Annotated in this window: 26 protein-coding genes; 1 reads left to right on the top strand and 25 read right to left on the bottom strand. The window is 47.0% G+C overall.

Annotated features, from left to right (window positions below; all coding sequences use genetic code 11):
- Position 1 precedes the first annotated feature (1 nt).
- The 8 genes from LMG33818_RS00315 to LMG33818_RS00280 all read right to left on the bottom strand — a co-directional run bounded on the left by LMG33818_RS00315 (position 2) and on the right by LMG33818_RS00280 (position 8,705).
- Positions 2–4,054: a CotH kinase family protein gene (locus LMG33818_RS00315; RefSeq protein WP_442321357.1), complete on the bottom strand. Its 4,053-nt coding sequence runs from the start codon at positions 4,052–4,054 to the stop codon at positions 2–4.
- A 68-nt stretch (positions 4,055–4,122) separates the two neighbouring features.
- Positions 4,123–4,509: a hypothetical protein gene (locus LMG33818_RS00310; protein ID WP_442321356.1), complete on the bottom strand. Its 387-nt coding sequence runs from the start codon at positions 4,507–4,509 to the stop codon at positions 4,123–4,125.
- A complete protein-coding gene (locus tag LMG33818_RS00305) occupies positions 4,509–5,543 on the bottom strand; it encodes a hypothetical protein (RefSeq protein WP_442321355.1) in 1,035 nt (344 codons plus the stop codon). The genes LMG33818_RS00310 and LMG33818_RS00305 overlap by 1 nt, the downstream gene beginning before the upstream one ends.
- The gene (locus LMG33818_RS00300; protein WP_442321354.1) at positions 5,536–6,144 is read right to left on the bottom strand and encodes a DUF2612 domain-containing protein; all 609 of its coding nucleotides are present in this window, start codon (positions 6,142–6,144) and stop codon (positions 5,536–5,538) included. Before LMG33818_RS00300 ends, LMG33818_RS00305 begins: the two co-directional genes overlap by 8 nt.
- A complete protein-coding gene (locus LMG33818_RS00295) occupies positions 6,141–7,442 on the bottom strand; it encodes a baseplate J/gp47 family protein (protein ID WP_442321353.1) in 1,302 nt (433 codons plus the stop codon). The genes LMG33818_RS00300 and LMG33818_RS00295 overlap by 4 nt, the downstream gene beginning before the upstream one ends.
- A gap of 7 nt (positions 7,443–7,449) precedes the next feature.
- A complete protein-coding gene (locus LMG33818_RS00290; RefSeq protein WP_442321352.1) occupies positions 7,450–7,809 on the bottom strand; it encodes a contractile injection system sheath initiator in 360 nt (119 codons plus the stop codon).
- 85 nt (positions 7,810–7,894) lie between these two features.
- Positions 7,895–8,311 (bottom strand): GNAT family N-acetyltransferase, encoded by a 417-nt coding sequence (locus tag LMG33818_RS00285; RefSeq protein WP_442321351.1) that lies wholly within the window; start codon positions 8,309–8,311, stop codon positions 7,895–7,897.
- A gap of 124 nt (positions 8,312–8,435) precedes the next feature.
- Entirely contained in the window at positions 8,436–8,705 is a 270-nt protein-coding gene (locus LMG33818_RS00280) for a type II toxin-antitoxin system TacA family antitoxin (RefSeq protein ID WP_442321350.1), read from the bottom strand.
- A gap of 208 nt (positions 8,706–8,913) precedes the next feature.
- Between LMG33818_RS00280 and LMG33818_RS00275 the strand changes: the two genes are divergently transcribed.
- Entirely contained in the window at positions 8,914–9,324 is a 411-nt protein-coding gene (locus LMG33818_RS00275) for a hypothetical protein (protein ID WP_442321349.1), read from the top strand.
- Here LMG33818_RS00275 and LMG33818_RS00270 read toward each other — a convergent pair.
- The 17 genes from LMG33818_RS00270 to LMG33818_RS00190 form a co-directional block, all read right to left on the bottom strand.
- The gene (locus tag LMG33818_RS00270; protein ID WP_442321348.1) at positions 9,321–9,995 is read right to left on the bottom strand and encodes a hypothetical protein; all 675 of its coding nucleotides are present in this window, start codon (positions 9,993–9,995) and stop codon (positions 9,321–9,323) included. The two genes, LMG33818_RS00275 and LMG33818_RS00270, sit on opposite strands and share 4 nt — an antisense overlap.
- Entirely contained in the window at positions 9,988–10,872 is an 885-nt protein-coding gene (locus tag LMG33818_RS00265) for a baseplate hub protein (protein ID WP_442321347.1), read from the bottom strand. Before LMG33818_RS00265 ends, LMG33818_RS00270 begins: the two co-directional genes overlap by 8 nt.
- Positions 10,873–11,192: 320 nt before the next feature.
- Positions 11,193–11,510 carry a phage baseplate plug family protein gene (locus LMG33818_RS00260; protein WP_442321346.1) on the bottom strand — a complete coding sequence of 106 codons (318 nt, stop codon included), beginning with the start codon at positions 11,508–11,510 and terminating at the stop codon, positions 11,193–11,195.
- On the bottom strand, positions 11,510–12,376 hold the full coding sequence (locus tag LMG33818_RS00255; protein WP_442321345.1) for a phage baseplate protein: 867 nt from the start codon (positions 12,374–12,376) through the stop codon (positions 11,510–11,512). Before LMG33818_RS00255 ends, LMG33818_RS00260 begins: the two co-directional genes overlap by 1 nt.
- A 2-nt stretch (positions 12,377–12,378) precedes the next feature.
- Positions 12,379–14,136: a hypothetical protein gene (locus tag LMG33818_RS00250; protein ID WP_442321344.1), complete on the bottom strand. Its 1,758-nt coding sequence runs from the start codon at positions 14,134–14,136 to the stop codon at positions 12,379–12,381.
- Positions 14,136–14,288, bottom strand: coding sequence for a hypothetical protein (locus LMG33818_RS00245; RefSeq protein WP_442321343.1), 153 nt, complete (start codon positions 14,286–14,288; stop codon positions 14,136–14,138). Before LMG33818_RS00245 ends, LMG33818_RS00250 begins: the two co-directional genes overlap by 1 nt.
- A 50-nt stretch (positions 14,289–14,338) precedes the next feature.
- Positions 14,339–14,758, bottom strand: coding sequence for a hypothetical protein (locus LMG33818_RS12905; RefSeq protein WP_503128947.1), 420 nt, complete (start codon positions 14,756–14,758; stop codon positions 14,339–14,341).
- Between the two features lie 92 nt (positions 14,759–14,850).
- Positions 14,851–15,393, bottom strand: a complete 543-nt coding sequence (locus LMG33818_RS00235; protein WP_442321341.1) for a hypothetical protein — start codon at positions 15,391–15,393, stop codon at positions 14,851–14,853.
- Between the two features lie 180 nt (positions 15,394–15,573).
- The gene (locus LMG33818_RS00230; RefSeq protein ID WP_442321340.1) at positions 15,574–16,014 is read right to left on the bottom strand and encodes a phage tail fiber protein; all 441 of its coding nucleotides are present in this window, start codon (positions 16,012–16,014) and stop codon (positions 15,574–15,576) included.
- A gap of 1 nt (position 16,015) precedes the next feature.
- Positions 16,016–17,488, bottom strand: coding sequence for a DUF3383 domain-containing protein (locus LMG33818_RS00225; protein ID WP_442321339.1), 1,473 nt, complete (start codon positions 17,486–17,488; stop codon positions 16,016–16,018).
- An 83-nt stretch (positions 17,489–17,571) separates the two neighbouring features.
- Complete coding sequence (locus tag LMG33818_RS00220; RefSeq protein WP_442321338.1) at positions 17,572–18,153, bottom strand: phage neck terminator protein; 582 nt, start codon at positions 18,151–18,153, stop codon at positions 17,572–17,574.
- Positions 18,153–18,551 (bottom strand): phage collar protein, encoded by a 399-nt coding sequence (locus LMG33818_RS00215; protein ID WP_442321337.1) that lies wholly within the window; start codon positions 18,549–18,551, stop codon positions 18,153–18,155. The genes LMG33818_RS00220 and LMG33818_RS00215 overlap by 1 nt, the downstream gene beginning before the upstream one ends.
- The gene (locus LMG33818_RS00210; RefSeq protein ID WP_442321336.1) at positions 18,541–19,134 is read right to left on the bottom strand and encodes a hypothetical protein; all 594 of its coding nucleotides are present in this window, start codon (positions 19,132–19,134) and stop codon (positions 18,541–18,543) included. The genes LMG33818_RS00215 and LMG33818_RS00210 overlap by 11 nt, the downstream gene beginning before the upstream one ends.
- Before the next feature lies 1 nt (position 19,135).
- Complete coding sequence (locus tag LMG33818_RS00205) at positions 19,136–19,618, bottom strand: DUF4054 domain-containing protein (protein ID WP_442321335.1); 483 nt, start codon at positions 19,616–19,618, stop codon at positions 19,136–19,138.
- Positions 19,618–19,968, bottom strand: a complete 351-nt coding sequence (locus tag LMG33818_RS00200) for a hypothetical protein (RefSeq protein ID WP_442321334.1) — start codon at positions 19,966–19,968, stop codon at positions 19,618–19,620. The genes LMG33818_RS00205 and LMG33818_RS00200 overlap by 1 nt, the downstream gene beginning before the upstream one ends.
- 90 nt (positions 19,969–20,058) lie before the next feature.
- Positions 20,059–21,075, bottom strand: a complete 1,017-nt coding sequence (locus LMG33818_RS00195) for a major capsid family protein (RefSeq protein WP_442321333.1) — start codon at positions 21,073–21,075, stop codon at positions 20,059–20,061.
- A gap of 75 nt (positions 21,076–21,150) precedes the next feature.
- Positions 21,151–21,942 (bottom strand): Ig-like domain-containing protein, encoded by a 792-nt coding sequence (locus LMG33818_RS00190; protein WP_442321332.1) that lies wholly within the window; start codon positions 21,940–21,942, stop codon positions 21,151–21,153.
- Position 21,943: the final 1 nt, after the last annotated feature.

The following is a 21,943-nucleotide window of genomic DNA, read 5'->3' as shown; positions in this document are numbered from 1 at the left end:
ATTACTCCTTAAAATATGAATCGAGCTGATTTGCTCGAGTTACAAGAAAATTAGCGATAAACGTGGTTGATTGGCCGGGCATATTTCCCCAGATTGCTTCATCTGCTGCTCGCCATGAGGTTGGCACTTTGCGCTGTTCTGCTTCAACAAGCCTCATCAATTCAATGTCTGTAAATACAGATTGACGAAGCTGTTTCCACATAGCGCATGCTTGCGGCCAGTACTTTTTACTGTTTCTAATGCAATACCAAACACCTGCATTATCTCCCTCGAAATAGTGCTGATCGGGGCTGGGCAACGTGTTAGTCGAGAACCCTAGGATTTGATCTAAATCGTACATGTACACTGTCCAAATGGCATTCTCGGATGTTGCATTTGAGCAGCTCATGAGCACGTTGTTATTCACGTTGTCCCAGGGGCATAGAAGCTCGCCAACGCACAAATAGGCAATCCATGATGGCATGTTGAGATACTTTTCAGCATCATCGTCAAAGTTGTATGCCGCCTCACCCTTTGTACACCCCGCAATCCAGTTGAACACTCTCAGGATTTGGTTTTGCAGATCTGTACTTTCCGGAACATCGCCACTCTGATAAGACTTTCCTAGCTCTTTGCTGGGCTCAGTAAACTCCCATGCATGCCAATTGAAGTTTTTCCAGTCAAGCAGCTGATGACCTGCATTGTTACGCTGCGCCCAGCTCAAATAGTCTGAATCAGCAAAGATAAAGTCCTTGTCCTTTTTCACAATTGCAAAGTTAGGCTCATCTTTTTTCGTGCGGAGTTGGTACAATCCATAGATCGAGTTATTGATGTAGATTGTGGCAGGAACCCCTCTCATGCCAGCATCCGCATTCAGGAACCATTGTATATCTGGATATTCAGTCAGATCGTACTGGAGCACTGACTTATCGAACGTAAACCCATCGGTGGTTCTGCGTGCGATTTGGAAAATCTGGTTACCCAGGGTATCTCGGTGCTGTGAATATTCGGTCTCATTGGACTTAAGCACCAGTTTCTTGGTCTCCATCCAATTACCGATTTTGAATGTAATTTTCTCCCCATATTTATTGGTTGCTTTAAGGTCCCAGTTGATTTTCTCAACGCTTGGCTGAGCAGTCCCTTGTCCCTGAACACTTGTTTCAAGCATAAATGAGGTAACATACCTACCCTTCTGCCAGACTTGCATTGGGAAGCTGATAGAGCCTCCTGAGCGATCATAGGGCGGAACGCCGTTTATTGCCTTGAACTCCAGCCCCTCTTCATCCGGTAGATACAGACAATCTTCTTCAAGATCAATGCGTGTCGCTTTCTCTACTTCCTCCGGAGTTACTTTGAAGACACCGATCTGATACATGGCATTGACATACAATCCATAGTTCGTGTCAGTTGTCTCATTCGATCCGAGGTGGCGAGAAGACAAGTAAACGATACAGTCTTCATCGGGAGTAAAGATTGCGGAGTGAATCGTTTCAGAAACATCGTCTTGACTGGGTGTCGGGCTGAGAGGTAGCAGAGAGCCAATTCTTGTGACATTACTGCCTGTTGATTTGCTTCCCACATATTGCACAGGAATAGTCGCATGTGTGGCTGTCCGGTCAGTATTTTGCACAACACGATATGACTGGCCTTTGATGCAATAAAAGGGATATGCCATTCGCCACTGGTCGAGAGTGTTGCCTAAACCAACCGCAAGAAGTTGCTCATTATTGAGGTTTTGATCCCAGATCGAGGAGTACATCGAATTTGGAATATATCCGTATGGGATACTCTCTTGAGAATCAATATACTGCGCGTTGAAGTCTTCGAGAGATTGGACTTTGGGATAGTCATCACCGAAGTAGTTTTCCCAATCGACAGTGTTATTTCCGTTTGAGTCGAGTGGGTCATAGCACTGGAAACCGAAGTACAGGAAGTTTTCGCGGTTTTGAACAGTGCGAATCATGTCGCCCGAAAGGCTGGGGTCCCAGTTGATAGTGACAGCATTCGAAGCGTTCTGATAATACAAATCTTCGGCATTGAAGTCGTTGTTTGCAGGATTGCCTGAGACGCTATCAAGATAAAGGGAGAAGCCGCGAATCTCTGAATAATTGGACTTCAGCGTCAATACTTCATACGGCATCATGGGTATCCATCCCACACCGAGATACTGATTGGAGTTTACCTGCACCAGATACTGGCCGTACGGATCTGCAATGTTTTCTGGCTGCTGTGCAGGAACCGGGATAAGCTTGGCAATATCTGCGTTTCGTCGAGTCACAAACTCCTCTTGCGTAAGCACTTCAATCTTACAAGTACCCTTTGCGGAGAACATGGAGACAGCACACGGGTAATCTTGAGAGTAAAAATACCCGCACTGTGTTGACCCTGGCGTTGCAAGATTGCCTTTGGCATACCCGATGACCGGCGCATTGATAACACTCCATCCATTAGCAATGTTATTTTCGCGCTGCGGCCACAGAGTCACCTGGTTCTGATTCTGATTGTTCAGCACCTGATACTCATACCGGAAGATGGTATTTGCAGGGATAACGATGCCGGTCAGAGTATCTACCATGTCTTCAGATGATGTACCTGCCGGCGACTGCGGTGTTGCTGGCGAGATAATGCGACCAGCTGAAATGCTCAAATAGCCATTCAGCGGCTCAGGAATAGCTGCAAAATCTGAATAGTCATACTCAAGCCATGCGTCATCTAGACGATAAAGCAGACCATCGTTCCAGCCAGTAGAACCGCAATCCACGAGAATGCGGATATACCCGTCTTCCGGAACAATATAGTTCTCGGCTGTCTGAATGCCACCAGCATCCGTGGTGGTCCAGTTCGTGGTATCTGCCGTTCCGCCGAATGCATAAGATGCTGTGCAGCTATTGAATGGCGCAAAGTCATACTTGAAATTCTTGTCAGCATCGAAGTAGTGGGCAATCGTGCTATAGGCATGCGTTGGCACGATGGCATTGAAGAACTGACCTTTCTTGACTGGGATATAGTCAGTCAGGGCGCAGGTTTCACTTGAACCCAGCGCGGGTGATTCAGTGGCTTCGTTGATATCCTGACCTAGCGCAGTGAGAACCGGCGTTTTAAGCCAGCCATCCTTATGCCATTGAGTTGCGTTTTTATTGGCACCAAGCCAGATTGAATTTGCAATGTATTTTTCGATTGTTGACTTAATCAGAAAAGCGTTTTGCTGCATTGTCTGCGTGGCGCCAACCTTAATCTGACCATCCTCTGGAACAATGAACCACTTCTCAAGCTGGCGCGTAAGGTCATGACTCTTGTTGAGCGCCCATGCAACAGCAGGGTCGCTATTGATCACGTGTTGCGCATAGACAAGAGAGCCAACGGGTTTACCAGATTGGTAAAATGACACCAGGTTCTCGGGCCACGTCCCCGTTGGATCATTAGAGAAGACAAGCCTATAGACATCCCCAGCCTTGACATCAATAAGAGCTGATAGATCCCAGTTGCTGTCTTCCACATCGCCAGCGACTTCATTCGTGCTATCACGCCAGTTCTTCATCCCTCGATTTGTCAGAATATCGGCGAGGTAAGTGACGTTTTCACCGCTATACAGTGAGCTGATGGCGTCCGCATTCGGAATGGCACCAAAACGGATAGCGGTGCCGTTTTCGTTCTTGTATCCGATCAGATAATCCGATGTTTCAGAGTAGCCAGTTACATTGCCATTGCTGTCGTAAACCGGGGTACCACCGATAACGGAGAAATATCCTCCGCTTGCTGTGTTGGAAAGACCTTCGGCAACAGTGTCATAGACATTATTTGACGCAAGTACAGCTTCAATGTTTTCGTATGTGTTCTGAGCGCTTGCGGCTGATGTGCTTGAAAGAGATGCTGCATTCGATGCAGCCTGAGCACTGTCACTAGCAGCTGTTGCTTGTTGCTGTGCAGATTCAGCATATTGCTGTGCCTGATCTACATAACCTTCCATATCGACCTTGACGGTCTTGACTTGCTGCCAGTAAAGCTTTGCCTCGGCAGCTGCTACTTCGGCGATAGAGGCATATCGTTGTACGTTTAGATGATCGCTTAATGCCATGATGACCCCTTTCAGGCAAAATTTAGGCGTAAAAAAACCGCTCTAGGCGGCATGTAAAAATTGAAGTTTTAAAGGGATGCTCGAAGCTTTTTGGCTTCTGAGACTAATTCTCGCAACCTTCGCTGATCATCGTCTGTGATGATCCCGGCTAATGCCTCATCGCGAAGTGGAGATAACTCCGTTTCAATGTCACGCAGACGTTGAATAGATGTTTTCCGATTCAGCATTACATCGTGAGCATCATGATCAAACGGATTGACTTCGCCGTATTCACCATTTTTGGCTCTCTCAAAAATGAGGGGACCATGTTTTTCGCTATCTTGCGGGTGAGCGGTGAAAGGCCAGTATTCCCCATTGGAATGAGCCCACTGGATTTTAAGATTGATGATGGACTGGTCTTCGTCTGCCCATACAGGATCTTTGATATCAATTATTGATGGATGTGGGTGATTCATTAGCTTACTCTCAAGAATAATGTTACTTCATCACCATCGGCGCCGCCGTGGTTGTTCGTCTGCCCCATTGCACGCCAACTTCCGGGCGCTGTACCGCTCGATTCAAATTCGCCTGCAGAGGCATAATTCAGCGAGCTGCCGGGCACAATATCACCGGCATAGTGGTAGTTGCCGTCATTCCGTCTCAATAGTGCATAACTCCCAATTGATCCGACTGTTTGTGCAGCTAACCAATCAGGCAATCCAGTAATTCGTGCAGCAGGAACGTTGCCAATATCGAGCACACCCTCATTAACTTCCCAATTGATATTTCCATTGTTGTCCAATACCTTAAATACATTCCCTCCTTCGATCTGAAGGGCATCCCCATACTGTCCAGTGAGCCGCACAGCATTTGACCCGCTATAGCTGAGAGCGCTTAACACTGCCGGGATGTTGTTCAGATCGGAATAGCTACCGCTTCGTGCAACTGTCGCAAGATGCATGATTGTCTGATATAGGTCAGCTCCTGACACGACCTCACCTGTATCATTTTCAAATGCGCTGACATCTTGCTTATCCCAATTAACGGCGCTGGCATTTTTCAGAGATGCATTCCCGAAATCAGGCTTTCCAGTCACTTGGTCCCAGCTACGCCCAACAGGAAGCCACCCGCTGTTATCTGCAGTCGGTAAATTGGTATTTGAATCTTGCGTATTAAGCCATAAGGTTCCGGTAGATGTGTCGCATACAGAGGCTCCTGCTGGGTATCCGCCAACAGTCGATGAGAATGAACTGTCATAGGCTCCCATATACCCAATGCTTTGAAGTTGTAGGCGCAGGTAAATGTCATGCAGGATGCCGTTCATGTCTTTACCAGAGGGAGGCTTCCCTCCATTAGCAACGGCGGTCATTGTCAGGGGTGGAAAGCCAACATCCATGGTGGCCTGACCAGATGCCAGGCTATCTGCCGACGATGTTTCGGCAATCTGGTTGTAGTTTCCCTGGGAGGCAAACACTACGGTGACTTTGCTTGGGATATTTGAATTATCCATTGCTATGACCTTCTAAAATATAGGCAATACGGCATCCCGCAGGCTGAGGCAGTATGTCGCTGTTTTGGATGAGCGCAAGCTCTACTGATGTTGGGGTGAAAGCAAAGTGATAGGACATTTGCATGGGACCATCATGCTCAACCCACGCCTCGCCCGAATCACCAAAAACGTACATCAACATCCTGTTGAGCGAAGGTGCCGTGCAATCCGTGATATTGGCCATGGCTTTCATCATGAGAGCCTTGCGATAATAGGCATCCGGAAGCACAACAGAGCCACCTCTATCTTCTCCATCGTTGTAGAACGATGCATTATCAAAAGGCGTGGGATCATTGGCCGTCTCATAGCTCAAAAGGGCCTCACTGAAGCCAAACCAGTGCTCGGCAGTCTGATACGTCATTACCCTCGAAAGGTTGAGGATTTTTCCCCATATATTCAGCCCGTACGTATTAGCGGTATTGATGTTCCAAACATTGTCGTAAAACTGATCAATAAAGGTTCTAGGCTCGACCTCCTGCCCCATTAAAAAAATAAGGCGTCTCATATTAGGAGACGCCACGAATTGCCGATATATGGTTTCAAGGGGGTTAAAATAACTCATGAGCTAGATGCCTCGATGAGGTCGACATTATCACTGTTGAACACGGGAATTTCATCGACACCAAAGTCCACGAAATCCGAGTAGTTCTGCCCATCACGGCTAACTTGAATGCTGAGAATGTTAACGTTGTTCTGATCAATGTTCTGCACGCCACCATAGAATCGTGAGGCATAAATCGTTGAACCGATGCGCGCTCGAGTACCACCATCTTCACCTGTAAATGAATCCTCTACAGACGATTGAATCAGGGACTTGAGGTTGTTGGGCAAAAACTCGTTGCGCTGGATCGTGATCTTAAAATACACGTCAATTGTTGCTGGAGTCGTCCAGTAAAACGTATATGACGGAATGTTGGAGCTATAGTTTTGTGTGTCCTCGATAGTCGCTGAGCGCTCATTTGCGGTATTGCATCGAGTCGCACACCCTGGGTTGATCTTGCTGTTTATCGCATTGGCAATATCAGTATCATTACCCCCATAAATGGCGATATAAATCGTGCCTGTGGGGATAATAACGTTCGTAGACCCAACATCCAGCTCGGCAGCTGTATTGTTTGAACGCACATATGCATCAGATACCCCGTCAATATCAAGCAGTGCACCATATATCGAGTCAGGTGTCCCTTTTGCGTTCTTGGCGACCTGTGAGCGCCTACGTTGCTCGAAGTTAGTCCGACTTTCCTCATTCTGACCGATCACACCTGAGGCCGCGTTATTCACCCCTGACCAACCATCCACGGCACTGTAAATCGTTGTTAGCGTGCCTGCCGGGCACTCAATAGGACCATAGGACATATTTGTGAAAACAACGTCTACAGAGCCCGTGCTGGGAATTGTTGCGTCTGCATCCGAGCGATACACAAAGCCTGTTGTATCTTGGGCATAACTGCCAGCGGGAATGACAGTTCCGACAAGCCCGGTACATGTGCCTGTTACTGACGTCCCGGTCGCTTCTTTTCGGTTGATGAAATATATTTGTCCTATGCCGTCCTGCCAAATTCCGGATGCATTGTCAGGGTTGAGATTGTTGGAAAGTGCTAGAAGCTGATCATTCTTGTCTGAAATGATGGCTGTCATAGCCAATGCAATTTGGCCCTGAGGCGTGGTCAAGTCTGTGCTGGCATTTCCACCCAGCGCCTGCTTCCAATCATTCAGTACACCTTGGAGAATATCCGCGATGTCAGGAGCAGTAATACCTTGCTCACTGAACGTCATGGCCGGCACTGAAGTAGAGGCCGTTACCTCATCATTTTGATAAAAATCAGAGAGATATTGTTTGTCAGTTTCACTAAATGCCATGGTGGCCTCACAAAATTAAGGTCGCGTGCGATCCGTTAGTATCAGTAATGACTATCTCGCCGCTGGTTGTACGTGATGATCGATTCTTGCTTAACGACACTTGCGCTGTTTCTACAGTGTCCAGACGTGTTGCTTGCTTTTGCAGGTAATGTGAGACCAGCGATGTTGAAACCGGCTTGCCAAAGACATTGTTAAAAAACGGGATACCAATCGTTTGATCGTAAATGACTTCGCCCAACACTGTTTTGCATGCACAGGCTACGTCTTGGGCGATTGAATATGGATTGCTGACTGTCTTTAGGCGTCCCACGGAATCAAGAGTAATATCCCATGTATCAGGGTCGAGATAGAGAGATGTCGATTGCACTACTTTTCTCCGGGCAATAAAAAACCCGCCGAAGCGGGCCAAGAACGTATTAATGCTTTTCTAAAAATTTATCTGACTATCAGTTCTAAAGGTCACGTATACTATCCATACCAATAAATAAACGATTAGGATTATCCTTCATCGGTTCAAAAAAATCATAGCTGTTATAAAAAGACATGGCATCTTCATCAAGTACATCTAAAACCAAGCCAATAGCTGGCAATCCAACACTACATAAGTAACATGCCTTCCTTAATGCTGTCACCAAAGTCTTACTGCCCAGCCCCTTACCTTGATAATTTACATCCACAGCCAACCTAGCAAGTAGTGCTACAGGAATGGGGTAGCGGGGAAGGCTTTTAGTTGTGGGTAAAGCCTCCTTTTCTACACAATGTTGGGATAGAGTAAAGTAAGCAGCCACTAAGGCACGTCCATCTTTCCCAGGTAACACACCCTTGCGGGCATCAGGAAGAACCCATGTAGTGCTAAGTCCTTGAGCCATGTGTCGCCCGGCATATCTGGAAAGGAACGTATTCATGGCCTCTTTGCCACAATCGAAACTCTTTAAATCTTGCTGTGAACCATTTACTGAGACAAAGGAACTGTGGAGAGGCATTATTTGGTTCTCAATATCCTTCTGAGTCTAATTTAGCAGCTGCTGCTTTTAGCTTCTCGCTCAAAGGTTTTTTCCTAGAGCAGATTTCCTTGAAGTGATCGAAAGACTGATTGGTAAGAGTGATAGTGGATGCCTCTTTTAAAACACGGCTCGCATCTTCCCTAATCAATCGGTTTAGATACTGAGTCATAGAACAACCTGAAACAGCTGACGCTCGTTCTGCCAGAGTCTTTGTTTCATGATCTGTGCGTATCTCAATACGCTGTGCTGACATACTCATGAGATTACTTCCTATGTAAGTATGGTCTGTGTGTACGGTAATATGCCGTACACCGATATTTTAGACACATTATTTAGGAAGTCAATTTCGGTGAGATGATCCTGCAGATACCTCCCCTTCAACTGTTAGATGTTAAGTTAATAGAGAGCTTTGCATCTTCCCAGTCAGGCAGCTACTATCTTTCCAATTTCCACCCATGGACAACTCAATGAAATATCTACTGGCTTCCCTTACTCTTCTGGCCGCATCATCAGGCATTGCACATGCCGCCGACAGCTATCTTCCAGCCCCACAGGATGAATATCAAGCTTGCCGTGAAATGGTCGTAGCATCCGCGAGAATCGGAAAATACGATGCCCTGCACCATGAAGACCACTATCAGGCTCTTGATGAGTACGTTAAAGACTCAGTAAGGCAGTGGGGATATGGGGATAAAACTGTTTTGATGAATGTGGAAGACACAATTCTATCTTCTTATAACAGTTTCAATACGCTTCCCCCTGATAGCATAACTGGTGAGAATGTAATTTATGATTCTCTGATGAATTCTTGCCGTACTGGAGCAGGCCAGTCGATAGTCAACTATGACCAAATGCATAACTCGCCCATTGGTTATTAAGCCTCCGGCGTGCCTGTTGGGCTGTTCCCAGCCGTAACACCAGAATGAACATGCTTGCTCAATGGTATTTTATTGCCAGTCACTTCACCTTCAGCAGTGACGTTGCCATTGACCGTAACATTGCCATTGATTGTCAACCCAGCCCTGGCATTGATGGTGATTGGTTTCTCGGCTTCAATTGATAGCGTTCCCGGCGTCTTGATTGAAATACCACTCCCATTGCCAGACAACTGCACATACTCTTCTGGCTCTTGATCGCACCACAACGGAATACTTCCAAGATATAGGGCATTTGATAACGTAAATCGTCCCACATTGCCCGGTATCGCTTGTTTTGGCCCCGTTATATTGCTTATATCCTTATCCGATACCAGCAATAAGCCAACATCACCTATATGCGGATTGATGATGATCGCACTATCACCGGCCTGATTGCGCATGACTGGAATGTCAGTAATCTCTACGTTATCAATTGGCAAGCCATTACCAGTCAATCCTTGAATAATAGGCATCACGGAAATGGTTTTCTTCTGATCAACTTCGCTGTTGTTAGTCACGTAGCATGGGACAATGTGCTTATTCGCGCCGACAAGATCGCGAACCATCCTTATCATAGAGTTACTTGTGCCAGCATCATCATGTGGAAGCATGTTGGATGAATATTTATCCATTTGATATTGTCCCCGCAGTAACTGATGAGTACCAAGGCCCACCCTCAACCCATGCTGATATTTGATGTACAACTGTCCAAATATTCCATCGTCCACTTGCATTTGGTAAATTTGTGGTAAGTTTAACGATACTATTCATTGATATTTCAGGCCTATACATACAATTAAATTGAATTCCTTTCATGGTGAAGCTTGGGTATCCAATCAACCCATTTTCTGGGCTTATCTCAATATCAGCCTCAGTGCCATCATCAGCTTGCGAGATATACCCAATGATGTCGATATGCCCGAATGTATGGACAATACCTATTTTTTTGTTTCTATAAGATTCGGCCAATGCATCAAGCTGTGATTTGACACTACCCTCTGCGTGAAAACGGCTCACAGTAAAATCATCTATATAGCTATTAACACTCAGTCCAGCCTTCTGTGCGATAATTTTACATATCTCGATAAAGGATGTCGGTTTGCCAATAAAAGTCGGAGAAGTGGCTAGAAATTGGGTAGCAAGCCCATTTTGTTTTCCATGGATTTTCAATACTAGATCTGGGGCTCTAGATGAATCCATTTGAGTATCGATAATAATTCCACGAAAGAAAACATCATCATTAGCCCAAACCGTAATTTCGTTTTGTATTCCGTTTTGAAATTGAAGTATTCCGGGGCCTACGATCTTAGAAATGTGTCCCAGTGATAATCCCCAAAGGGTCATCTGCATATCTCCTCCCCCTAATCCGGCATTAACACTCATAGAGCACACTGCCTTGCAATTATCGATCACAAGGGTGTTGTTGCCGTCTTCAAATGCTTGGTTCTCTGGTGCGTTCAGGTCTGACAGGCGAATGCTTACTTTTATGCGACGTTCTTGGTAGGCCATGAGATATCTCATTTTCTGGGCAAAAAAATACCGCCTGCGGCGGTGATTTGACGGGGATGTCTATGACTAGTGGATAAGGCCTGCGGGCGCTATAGCGGCTATCAGTTTTGCAACGGCCCATATGGCTGCAACGACTACTGCGGCCCATGCTAATCGTCGAGAATGAGGATTTGCGGACATTTTATGCAATACCTCCAACATTTTGCTAAAATCCATTTATGATTCCTTGCCTGTTTCAAGGTTTCAGTTTTGGCCCTGATGGTGTTAGCGCACCGTTGGGGCTTCGTTTATTTGGTACGGCATGAATTTTGTTGTCTGCTCTACCCAGACATTTCCTCGGATGTCAGATAGTACAGCTTGAACCGGGTCCCCAATTCGGAGAAATCAGGATCAAGCTCACCCTGAGTATCAATAAAGAATAGCTCTCCCTTAAATCCCGTCTGCGAACGAAGATGGTTATATCTGACTATCCTATTAGCGTTCTCACACTTCACACCTAGCCGAACAGCATTACCATTGGCATATAAATCCATGAACAGCCCTGTATCACGCTGCGTTAACTTTATCGTGCAGCTAATACCTTCAAGCTGAATTTGAAAGCGCTGTGATTCAATAGCCGTAAGCGATATTGATTGCATTATGTTATCGCTCCCAGCAAGCGGCTTATCCCAGAGGCTTTCTGTCGGGCACTCTGATCGCTACTCACACCGTAAGACTGAGTGATCATGTCAGTCGCACTACCCGCATTAGAGGTAACTGCTGACCCTGTCACTGGAGTACCCCCCGATGCACTTGAATACGCCTGGTTGATTTCACCTAGACTGGCATTTGCTGATAGCGAGTTGACCTTCTGAGTCGTCGCCGCCGATGATTGAGCACCATTCTGCGAGAGCAGCGAATGTGTCGAAAGCAGTGTCTCGCTGACCGGCAAGACTTCAGTAAAGCTAGCTGTTACACGAAGTAATGTCATTCCATTGCCCGATGAAACAGAATAAGAAAATTGCTGCAAATCAAAAGACTCATATACCGTGTCTGGCGTAGCAATATTGTATGTATTTGTGCTGCGCTTCATCTGCTCCAATATCTCAAGCATCCGAGTGCGACTGAGTATTGAGAAGTTACTGTAGTTAGCAAGCTGACCTGAGTATCCCGTCCATCCCTCAAGAGTGAAGATAATTGTAAGCGAGCGCGGCCTGCGAACCTTGTTGATGCTGGCATAGTTCCCCAGCTCAATTGGAGCATTGACAACGCCTGACTCCGATGACGCTTGAACCGATACCCAGCTCGTGGGCTCAAAAACAGATTGCCCTACTGTCCCAGCTATCAACGTATCACTTGAGATAGAATTGAATGTAACCGAATAGGCAGGATGCAATGTGTTTGAAATGCTGGCTAAGAGCGCATCTCCTTGGAAAAATTGAAGCGCTGTCGTTTCAGTGAGAGAACCGCTAACCGTGGAGACAATACCTGTTACCGAATTTGTCCCCGTAGCAATATCGGCCATTATTATTGCCCCCCAGATACGCTGAATGGGATATTCGTGTTGTTTGCCTCATGATTTGATGCTTGAGCTAACTCTTCCATGTTCGAATAGTTACCATGTAGGTTAACAGTCCCAATATGGGTCTCATGCGATACATTGCCGCCGCTATTGTGCGTAATGTATTGAGATGCCGACAGTCCAGCTCCGACAGGATTGTATCCGGCCACTTGATTGGCTAAACCTAAATCTCCATGGAAGCCCTCATGCGAGGCTATGGCCTGCATAAGCTGAGCCATAGTTCCATTGTTGTTAAGATTTATGTGATCAGTGGCGGCCACATGAAGCCTACGTGCTACATCGGCAATATAAGAGCCGGTATTGTTTTCGCTTGAGGGCGCCCAAGTTGAGATGATGTCGCGCACTGTTTGCAGACTATGGCCCGTTGTCTTGCCGTCGTAATAGCGCATGAGCTGGTGGCGTAAAGCCTCCCAGCCCTCACGAACAGTTGAGAAAGTGCGAAATCCATGCGCGCCAGAGCGAATATCTCCTGGATTATTGTTTCTATCAGGAAGTGCATTCTGATCCTGCCCTTGATGGTCATTAAAATGTGTCCCAAAAGTACGGTTTGACCATCCGGCGATGTCGTTATGCCACCTGTCAGCTGTGTTTGATACCCCTTTAGCTTGGGAAGCAGCTTTATCGATTGCTTCTCCACTGCTATTTTCAGCATCGTTAAGATCACGCCATGCAGCTGAATAATTCCCGCTTTGAAGGTCATTCAGTACTCTTGCGTAACGATCACCGATATGGACGAATGACTCGATCGCTCCGCCTAGGCTGCCGATCATACCTATAGCTCTTTCGATAGGGCTATTTGGGTCAGCAAACTGAGTGCTAATCATTTGTGCGAAGTCATTAAGGGGAGGCAGCGCTTTCTTGTATATCTGCACACCGATTGAGTCGATCAGCTGATCAAGCTGCGTTTTTGCTCGTGCAATGTTTTGCACATCCTGATCGCTAATATCGCCATACGGAGAATGTTGGGAAAAATACTGCTGGTTTTGCAGTAGACTTCCATTCAATGCAGCAACATTCCCCCCAACACCAAGTCCCGCCTGCTGCGCTAGCGCTCTCTCACGATCACGAATCAGTGGATTGTCAGATTTCCCCATCTGCTGCAGAGCTTGAACAAATGAGCGTAGAACCTCGGCAGGATTTGACGTGGCCGTTACAGTGCCGGGTGCGGTTATTTGCTGAATCGCTGAAAGCTGTGAAGACAGGCCTTGCCCATTGGCCAGACCGTCAATACCACTACGAATGCTTGTAAGAAGATTGCTGCCCTCGCTTGGATCATCCCCAGCAGCTTCGAATGCGCGATTCCATCCGTCGATCTGTTGTCGTGACACTCCTAACTGCTGGGATGCATTGTTCATCGACTGAATGCGATCAGTCATCCTATCGACGAACTCAAATGCTCCCCCAATTGAAAGCGTAATACCAGCAAATCCAAGCAGCTCAGACTTGAGCGTGCCCATTACATTAATGATACTGCCAATGTGGGTGTTTACATTGTTACTGGTACGTTCGGTTGACTCACTTATACCCTCTACAGTGCTTTCAATTCCTTCCTGAGCGGTATTAAACCCATCGACAAGCTCTCTGACGGTACCGTGCATTTCATTGATAGCAGTCGCTACAACTTTCGATCCTTCTTGCACCTGGCTTGGATCAATACCAATCCGGATAAAAAACTGTTGTAGCGTTTCAGCATCAGTAGCCATCATTTACCTGCCATAACGGATTGGTTGTAACGATCAATAGAAGCCACCTCTAGCAGTTTCCACATGTCTTCTACTGAATACACAGTATCCAGCTCATGAAGAGTAGCGAGTTGTGCAGAGATGACCGCGCCCATCGGCTGAGTGATATTCATGTACTCAGCCAATTTTCCGCTCTTTGGATTAGGGGGTGAGAGAGGTAGTTTTAGGCGCTTGCGGGTGTAAAAAAATCAAGGTGGAGCTTCAATGTAGCGAGTCGAAGCTGGAAGAGCGTCGAGACCTCTTCGATGTCATCTTCATAGAGTCTTCGGGCATCAGTTGGATCAGATGGATTGGGGCAAATCTTAACGCACTCCATCATCTCGTTCAGCAAAGGCTTGGCTTCTTGCGGAGGGATTTTACCAAGTGCCGCAATCCCGTGTTGCGCGAATGAGGCCATGCCCTGACCAGCATCTTTTTCAACATCATCCGTGTTTGGTAGCTCGACACCATTGGCTAACAGCTTAGTCACTGCCTGATAAGCCCACCATTCTGCCTTTGATGCGGGCATTTCAGTGATGAGAAAGCGCTTACCTTTGTCGCGCCCTTCTTTCTCGATAGTGATCGTCTCAACTTTACGTGCCATTAAGAGTGCTCCTGATACAAAAAACCGGCACGTGGCCGGTCTAATTTTGGCAAAAAACCGCCGGAGGGCGGTGTATTTGATGGTTATGGAATTTATGCTGATAAGGACTGCATGTATTGAGCGATCTGGTCATCATCAAACGTTCTGAGCATGTGCTCTATTTCCTTTCCTTTACTATGCATTCCCATCTTTTGCGCTTTTTCGGCAGCGATAATCATTAATGCTCTATACATGCCACAGCTTTTGGCAACTTCATGAAAATCCTTATTTGTTTTGGGTTTCTCTGTATTCTTTGGGGCTTCTGCTACAGTGTCTATTAGTATTTTCTCAGCTTGCTTTCTATTGATGGATGAAAAAACTTCCTGCGAATGCTTATGCGTTGTTTTGGAGAACTTCCTTAAAGCCTGAGCTTCTGCCTTGGCAATATCTGTATCTCTTCCAACAGCTATAAACACCGCATCTACCAACAGATCATTCAATAATCCGTGACTCAATATTGCATCTAATCTTCCAGCCATGTTGGTGGTTCTGCCTACTTTCATTATTCCATGACTAAAAAATATGCAGTACAGGCAACGTTTGTTGCGAAGTTCCCCAGCCTCTCTTTGAACTCGATTGAGAATAATATTACTCATTGCGATTTACCTTTTAGTAAAGAACCCTTGTTGCCCAGAAATGCCAGCCCCAGAAAGTCCGCCGACTATTACCGGCATTTCTCCAAAGGCTCTTTCTGAAAGGTTCTGGGTGATTGCGTCGGGCATGGCGCACAAAGAAAAGCCCGCTCAATGGCGGGCCTTATTCGATGCTATTTACTGTTAACTTGCTGTGCTGATCCCTGTTATTGACTCCCATTGGATCACGAAGTCAATTGGCCGAAGTGTACGTGCCGCACTGGGCATCACATTTGACCTGAGCAACACCCCGTTTGTGTGAACGAATTTCTGGCCGCTCGACCGGAATGTTACTTCAAGATTGCAGCGGTATACGGCTGTATCTGTTCTCGACCGCTGGGCCCAGTCTCGAATGCGTTCATACGTTTCACTATCTGGCATGATATGCCATGTCTGATTGATAGAGTTGCGTACCGCACCTGCAGAAAGCTTACCGTCAACCCCCATAACTGTTTCAGCAAGAGTAAGCGCATCAACATCGTAAATGTTGTCTGCAGCAAACCCTTGAATTGTGAAACCAGAGGGGAATAGGTTCGTTACAGTGATACGTGCAACAACGTCAGCACTTGTAATTGTTCCGGACATGTTATTGCACCTCTACTGAATTGATGGTGAGCTGTTGAATCACGCCGCCATCCTGGTACCAGATGAAACACGTGGGTGTAGTGCGGGATGAGCGCATTGTTGGCGTCATATCACCGACATAGAAGTAATAGCCTTCCGCATAAAGCATTGCCGTTACATCATGACCGGTCACGCTTGCGATTGATTGTGCCTGCACAGGATCAATCTCTTCTCCCGCAGAGAATCCGCCCCAATCTTTAAACTGCTCAATCGTGGCCTTACATGCTGCTTCTACAGCTGACCGACCAAGCTGGTTGTAGGGAAGATAATTTTCAGAGGTGAAAAGCTCAATCTCATCACCTTGCAGGCTTGCGTTAAACCAGACTTGCCCAAGAAAAGCATCAAGCCACTTCCACTTACCAGTGATAGTGCCCTGCGCCCAGTAAGTGTTGCTCAAGCGATTCTCAGCATATGAGCCATAAAAGTTGTACCCATTTGCAGTTAGAACAGCATGTGTCTGGTTGTCATTGACGAATGGGATAAGGCCTTGCTGTGAACGAAACTTGAGTGACCGGCGCCCGTTATTCAGATTGAAGTTGAGCGATGCGGCATAAGCTAGTACGCCAGCAGCATGAGCCTGATCGCCGTATACTGGTACCGTACCGTTATAGCCATTCTGCGTGACTTGATATGCCAGCGTTGTTGTAGAGTTTTCTTGCACTTCGGAGCCATCATTGCTCCAGCCGACAAAGCCGAACCGATCATTTGTACCGGATGCCCATTTAGAAAATGCCAGATACTGCTCGGAGGTCGCCTGGAAAGCAGTCGTGAATAGTACCCAGTCCTGATTGACGTTCTGGATGCCATTCATTGCTGTTGCCGGATCAGCTGATGATGCCCCCTGCGATGTCTGGGCCCGTGTATTCTGTGTCAGCATGAGTGCAGCAGCAGCATCACCTGAACCATAACTGATCTGGGAAGTTGCACCGGTACTAGTAGATGTAATGAACAGCGCTGAGGTATCAGTGTTGTAGCTGACTGTCACAGTGCTACCCAGGGTAGTACCGATTTCCTGTGCGGCTTCGGCAATTGAAGTGACCTTTGATAGATCTACATTGCCGCTGACACTGTTGTTGTCAACTGTGATTGATAGAGAGCCACTTATTTTTTGCAGATCCGCTACAGTGATACCAGCCCATGATCCAGAGCGCAGAAATGCTGCAGCATCAGATGTATTGAATGCCGAGAAATATAATCGTCCTGGCGTTACAGTTGAGTTGTCATATCCCTGGAAGTAAATTTCAGCCATAGATGTTTCATCGGCAGTTGGGCCAAAATAGCTGGACACATCATCAGGGTTTGTAAAGTAAAGAGGCGCGCCGAGGGGTAATGTAGTTGCACTGGAAAGAATGAGGCCATTCAAATCCAAAGCAGTACCTGCCGTCTGCAGCACACCGGGTCGAATTGTTGCATCGACGCCAAGCGAAATCGCCATATTTTATCTCCGGGCACAAAAAAGCCGCACGACGGCGGCATGTTGAATTGCATTGCAATTTTATTTATTGCATTTGCAATGATTTATTGGGGTTTCTCTGAAAGCTCATTCTGATACGCATCCGTTGATATGGCTTTCAAATCGACGCTATTGAAAAATGATTGCGGAACTGCAATGCGAATTACAGGGTTGAGATGGAGATCAACGGAGTATCGCCCACCATACTGGCTCTCGGAGTCGATGAAATTCGTCTGACGTGGCGTTGAAGCATAAAGAGGGGTAATGTCATACCCTGTCTCTCTAAACCACTCACAGCCTTTGTCTGAGCGAATTAGCGTTGATATTGTTTGAGCCATTATCTCAGCATCTTTGCCGTAACAATCAACCTGCACCTGCCATACCGTTGTTCGTTCGTGGATTTCCTGACCTACTCCATCAGACTCCTCGTAATAGACCCTGTTTGTCGAAAATTCCTCAAACAAAAGTGAGTTCATGATGACACTGTTACCAACCGGTAATGCCACCCTATTCTCGCCACCCTGTAGCACCGGGCAATCGAAAATATTAAGCAGTACAGAGCGCAGTGCTGTGTACATATCAGAGAGAGTCAGAGAGTTACCAATCTGGGGATTTATCATCTTGAGCGACGGATGGTGTTCAATCATTAGTCCCATCCTTCATCGATGTTCAGATCAGTGGTTACCTGCAAGCACCCAATGCAGTGCGTCCACAAATCCCATATTTCAGGAACCGCAACGATCAGCCATTGCTCACCGTTCACAACAATAATGTCACCGCCTGTCGCTTGTTTCCGCTGAATACCGTGATACTGCCCATTGACCCAAAAACTTACCAGTTTACCCTGGAGGTTGATCGCATCGGCATGCTCCAAATCACGTTGAGAAACAGCCTGCATTTGCACTTGAATATCAATGGGCGGCGCATAGCCGGGCACCTGACTACCGTCGGGCAGTACCGTTGCGCCAGTTGATCGATAAATCTGTGCGGCAATATTGTGATGAATCTGACGTGTCGCACTATTTGCTATCTGTCTAAGATTCATCATCCACCCCATAACTTATTGCAGCCTGCATTGACCCAGTATTTACCAGAGTATGCTCCGGATCTGCATTGCCTCGGCGCTGTTTCTGCTTAATTGTGGACGGGGCATTGGCAGGATTAACGCCTTTCTGGATAGTGCTTCGAACATCATTCGCTGCCATCTCTCCGACCGCAGTCAGAGCGAGTTTTACAGAATCAGCCGTAATCCCTTGCTGGACAATCTCAAACTTCAGGGCCTGCGCCCAATTCTTCCCTTTTTCAGCAACAGTAGAGCGCAAAAATGGACGCGGAGGGATAACAACCGTGTGTGCTGGCACCGTCACGTTTTCCTGAAAATTGGCCTTCGAAAGAGTAGAAAAACGTGACTTACCATCCTTGGCTATTTTGAAATTCATATCCCTCTGCTGTTCCGGCACATGAATGGTGGCTCCCAGTTCGTTTGCAGCCGCATAGGGGGCAATAAGGTCGCCCTGTTCGTTTGTAGCACCATCCAAGATGCCGACACGTACAGACAAGTTTTCTGGAATCTGAATCTTTGCCAGCGCTTCTTCGATGTCTATGTCCGACGTAACAGAGTTTTCCATATTACCCCCATGGATGGATATGCCGTGTAGCGTAATACCTACCGCCCATCATGTACGGACGCAATAAACGGAGTACCGTTTGCCCATAGCGAGTCTGGTTATACCACCCAGCATTACTCCCACTGCTATCCGGACCAGACACAGCAAAGCTAACACTCACCGATCCCTCGCTTGCGCTTGTGATGGGGCCAGCTTGCGCACCATCGCCAACGGAGCTATTGGTTGAGCTTCCATCAGATGATGATCCACTATTTGATGAAGGGCTGCCAGCAACCCCTAAAGCCACGATATGCGCCACCAGCATATAGAGGATTGTCTGCCGACTTGTCACATTAGGAGGGTTGTAAGGGACTTGAGAACAGTCGTCATTCGATACAATCGTGGTAGCTACATCCCATGCCATTTGAAGCTGGGCATCACTCAACCCAGAAAAGGCAGGAAATGATTGCCGCCACTCATCAGGGTTGAAAGTGACGGCTGTCATTATGCGGCATCCGCAGGCGCTTCACGCGTTACACCTGAAGTCTTATCTGCGGCTTCAAGTCCATGACGCAGCTCTTCTTGCTCGTTTGCCTGATCGCGTGCCTTGGCCGCGGTATCTTGAGCAAACACAAGCCCTTCCTTCAAGAGTCGAGTTTTGCCAAATTCGGCTTTGATCGCTTCCCAGTCAGTCACAGGCATTTCGGTAATGCCATACTGACCAATGGGCAGAATACCCTTTTCCATCCCGATAAGATGATTGGCATTCCCGTTGATACGGATTTCCTTACCGCTCTTCAATCGGAAAACATGCCCACGAGGTAGGTTTGCTCGGACGTGTACAGTGCTAGCCATTATATTTCTCCAAATAAAAAGGCTCCCGTAGGAGCCAAAATTTAGGCATAAAAAAAGACGCTATTAGCGCCTCATACAACCACCTTTTTCTTAAATGCCAACCATGCTTCCAATTGCGGCTGGCACCTGAACCACACCACCATAGGTGGTTGCACTCATTTTCTGAGAGAATGAGCTTAGTGCGGGGATAATACGTCCGGCACGGAATTTCTCGCCGTATCCCAAGATGCCAGAAGGCATGCCAGCAATGCGTGGAGCCACCATGTAAAGTGTTTCACCCTTGGCGTTATTGCCAGCGGCAAGCTGCGGAAGAACCACGATACGAAGATTGGTGAAGTATTTCTTCAGCATATCAAGCACAGAAACGTTGAAGTCAGTAGCTGCACCGAGATAAACATTTACCTGAGGAGATACAGCCAGCACCAATTCATCAGCATTGGAAACAATCCCCTGAGTCTGATTAGCAATGCGCTGGAATACTGCAAGAACATCGTTATAGCGCTCTACAGTGCTTTTCCCTTCCCACTCGACGCCATCATTGGTAGATAGAGGCGAAATTGAATCTGGCAAATTGGGGTCATTCAAAATGCCGTAAATTTCCATGCCCCGTACGCCGTAGCAATAGAAACGGTTCTGATCAATTTCAATGATCTGTGCAGCTGCACGCTGTTTGTCTGATGCCAGGCCAATCTTGGCTGCCGAGCTCATTGCTACTTCAAGATCGCCGTAGTTGATGATTGTCTGGAAGCGATACTGCTCACGCGTATTCCAGTTGTAGTTTGTGTTGGCATTACCAGATTGCCCATAATCTGAATAGGGCTGGGTATTACCCACGATTTCATTGGTGCGCCACTTCATGTAAGAAGAGGTCCAATCCCCTTTCTTTTCTTCCTTGAAGATTTCACGTGCATTACGTGGGGCAGTCAGGATATCAATGACCTGAGGGTCAAAGTATGCCGTTAGCTCGACTGGAACTGCAGTGTTTGGCTCTGTAATAAGAGCAGCATCTTGCGCGATACGATGCATGGTTTCAGGTGTAATCAACCCTCGCTGAGGATGTTGAGAGCTGAATCCATACTTGGCAAAATCATTAAGCGTTTGTGCCATTGTGAATTTCCTTGAATTTTCTTTGGGCAATAAAAAAGCCACCCTGAGGTGGCTTGATTTGCTTTGAGTGAGTTGTTAGCTGGCGGCTGAGACGTTCACAGCACGCTGTACTGTTTTGTTGCCGTCTTCTGTAGTAACAGTTAGCGTTGTGGAACCTGCTTTCACACCTTTGACTGAGACAGTAGAGCCAGACACGGAAGCGGTAGCAATTGAGCTATCAGCTGTTGCAGCACTAATGGTCTTGTCAGTTGCATCAGATGGAGCGACTGCTGCAGTGGTGGTTGCCGTATCGCCCACTTTAACAGCCAATGCAGCGGTTGAATCAAGAGATACGCCAGTCACGGGAACCGAGCCAGACTGATCATTACCGCTGTTGCCACTGGATGCCCCATTTGCAGGCGCAGCAGTGTTGTTATCCCAATTGGAGATAACGGCCATGCCAGACGCAGAGTCGTAATATTTCACGATCCATCCGGTAGAAACACCATCAGTTCCCACGCTGCCGTCAGTAGTTGAGGCTTTTACCTCGTCACCGATATTCATCGGAGATGTTGGTTTAACCCACATGTCGCCTTTTCGAACGACTGTCAGCGGCTGCTGATCCGGAATAGTGATCTGACCGGCCTCAAGCACATTGAACATGTAATAATTGAGAACACGCTCAACGATACCCAACACTTGCGAAGAATTGCTTCCTGAAGCGGTCGCCTGACCAGTCGGGTTATCACCAGAGAAAACGAAATTACCAACAGTAACGGTACCTTGGCTGAATGGGTTTCCGGCGGTGTACACCATCGGGTTACTGGTCGCTCGATCTCCGACCACCGCTGGGGCATAGTAAAGATTAACTTGTGTTTGAAGAGTCATG

The organism is Cernens ardua, from assembly GCF_051251085.1.
GTDB classification, from domain to species: Bacteria; Pseudomonadota; Gammaproteobacteria; order Pseudomonadales; family Halomonadaceae; genus Cernens; species Cernens ardua.
The sequence above is the reverse complement of the archived record's forward strand: the minus strand, read 5'-3'. Positions and strand labels throughout refer to the sequence as shown.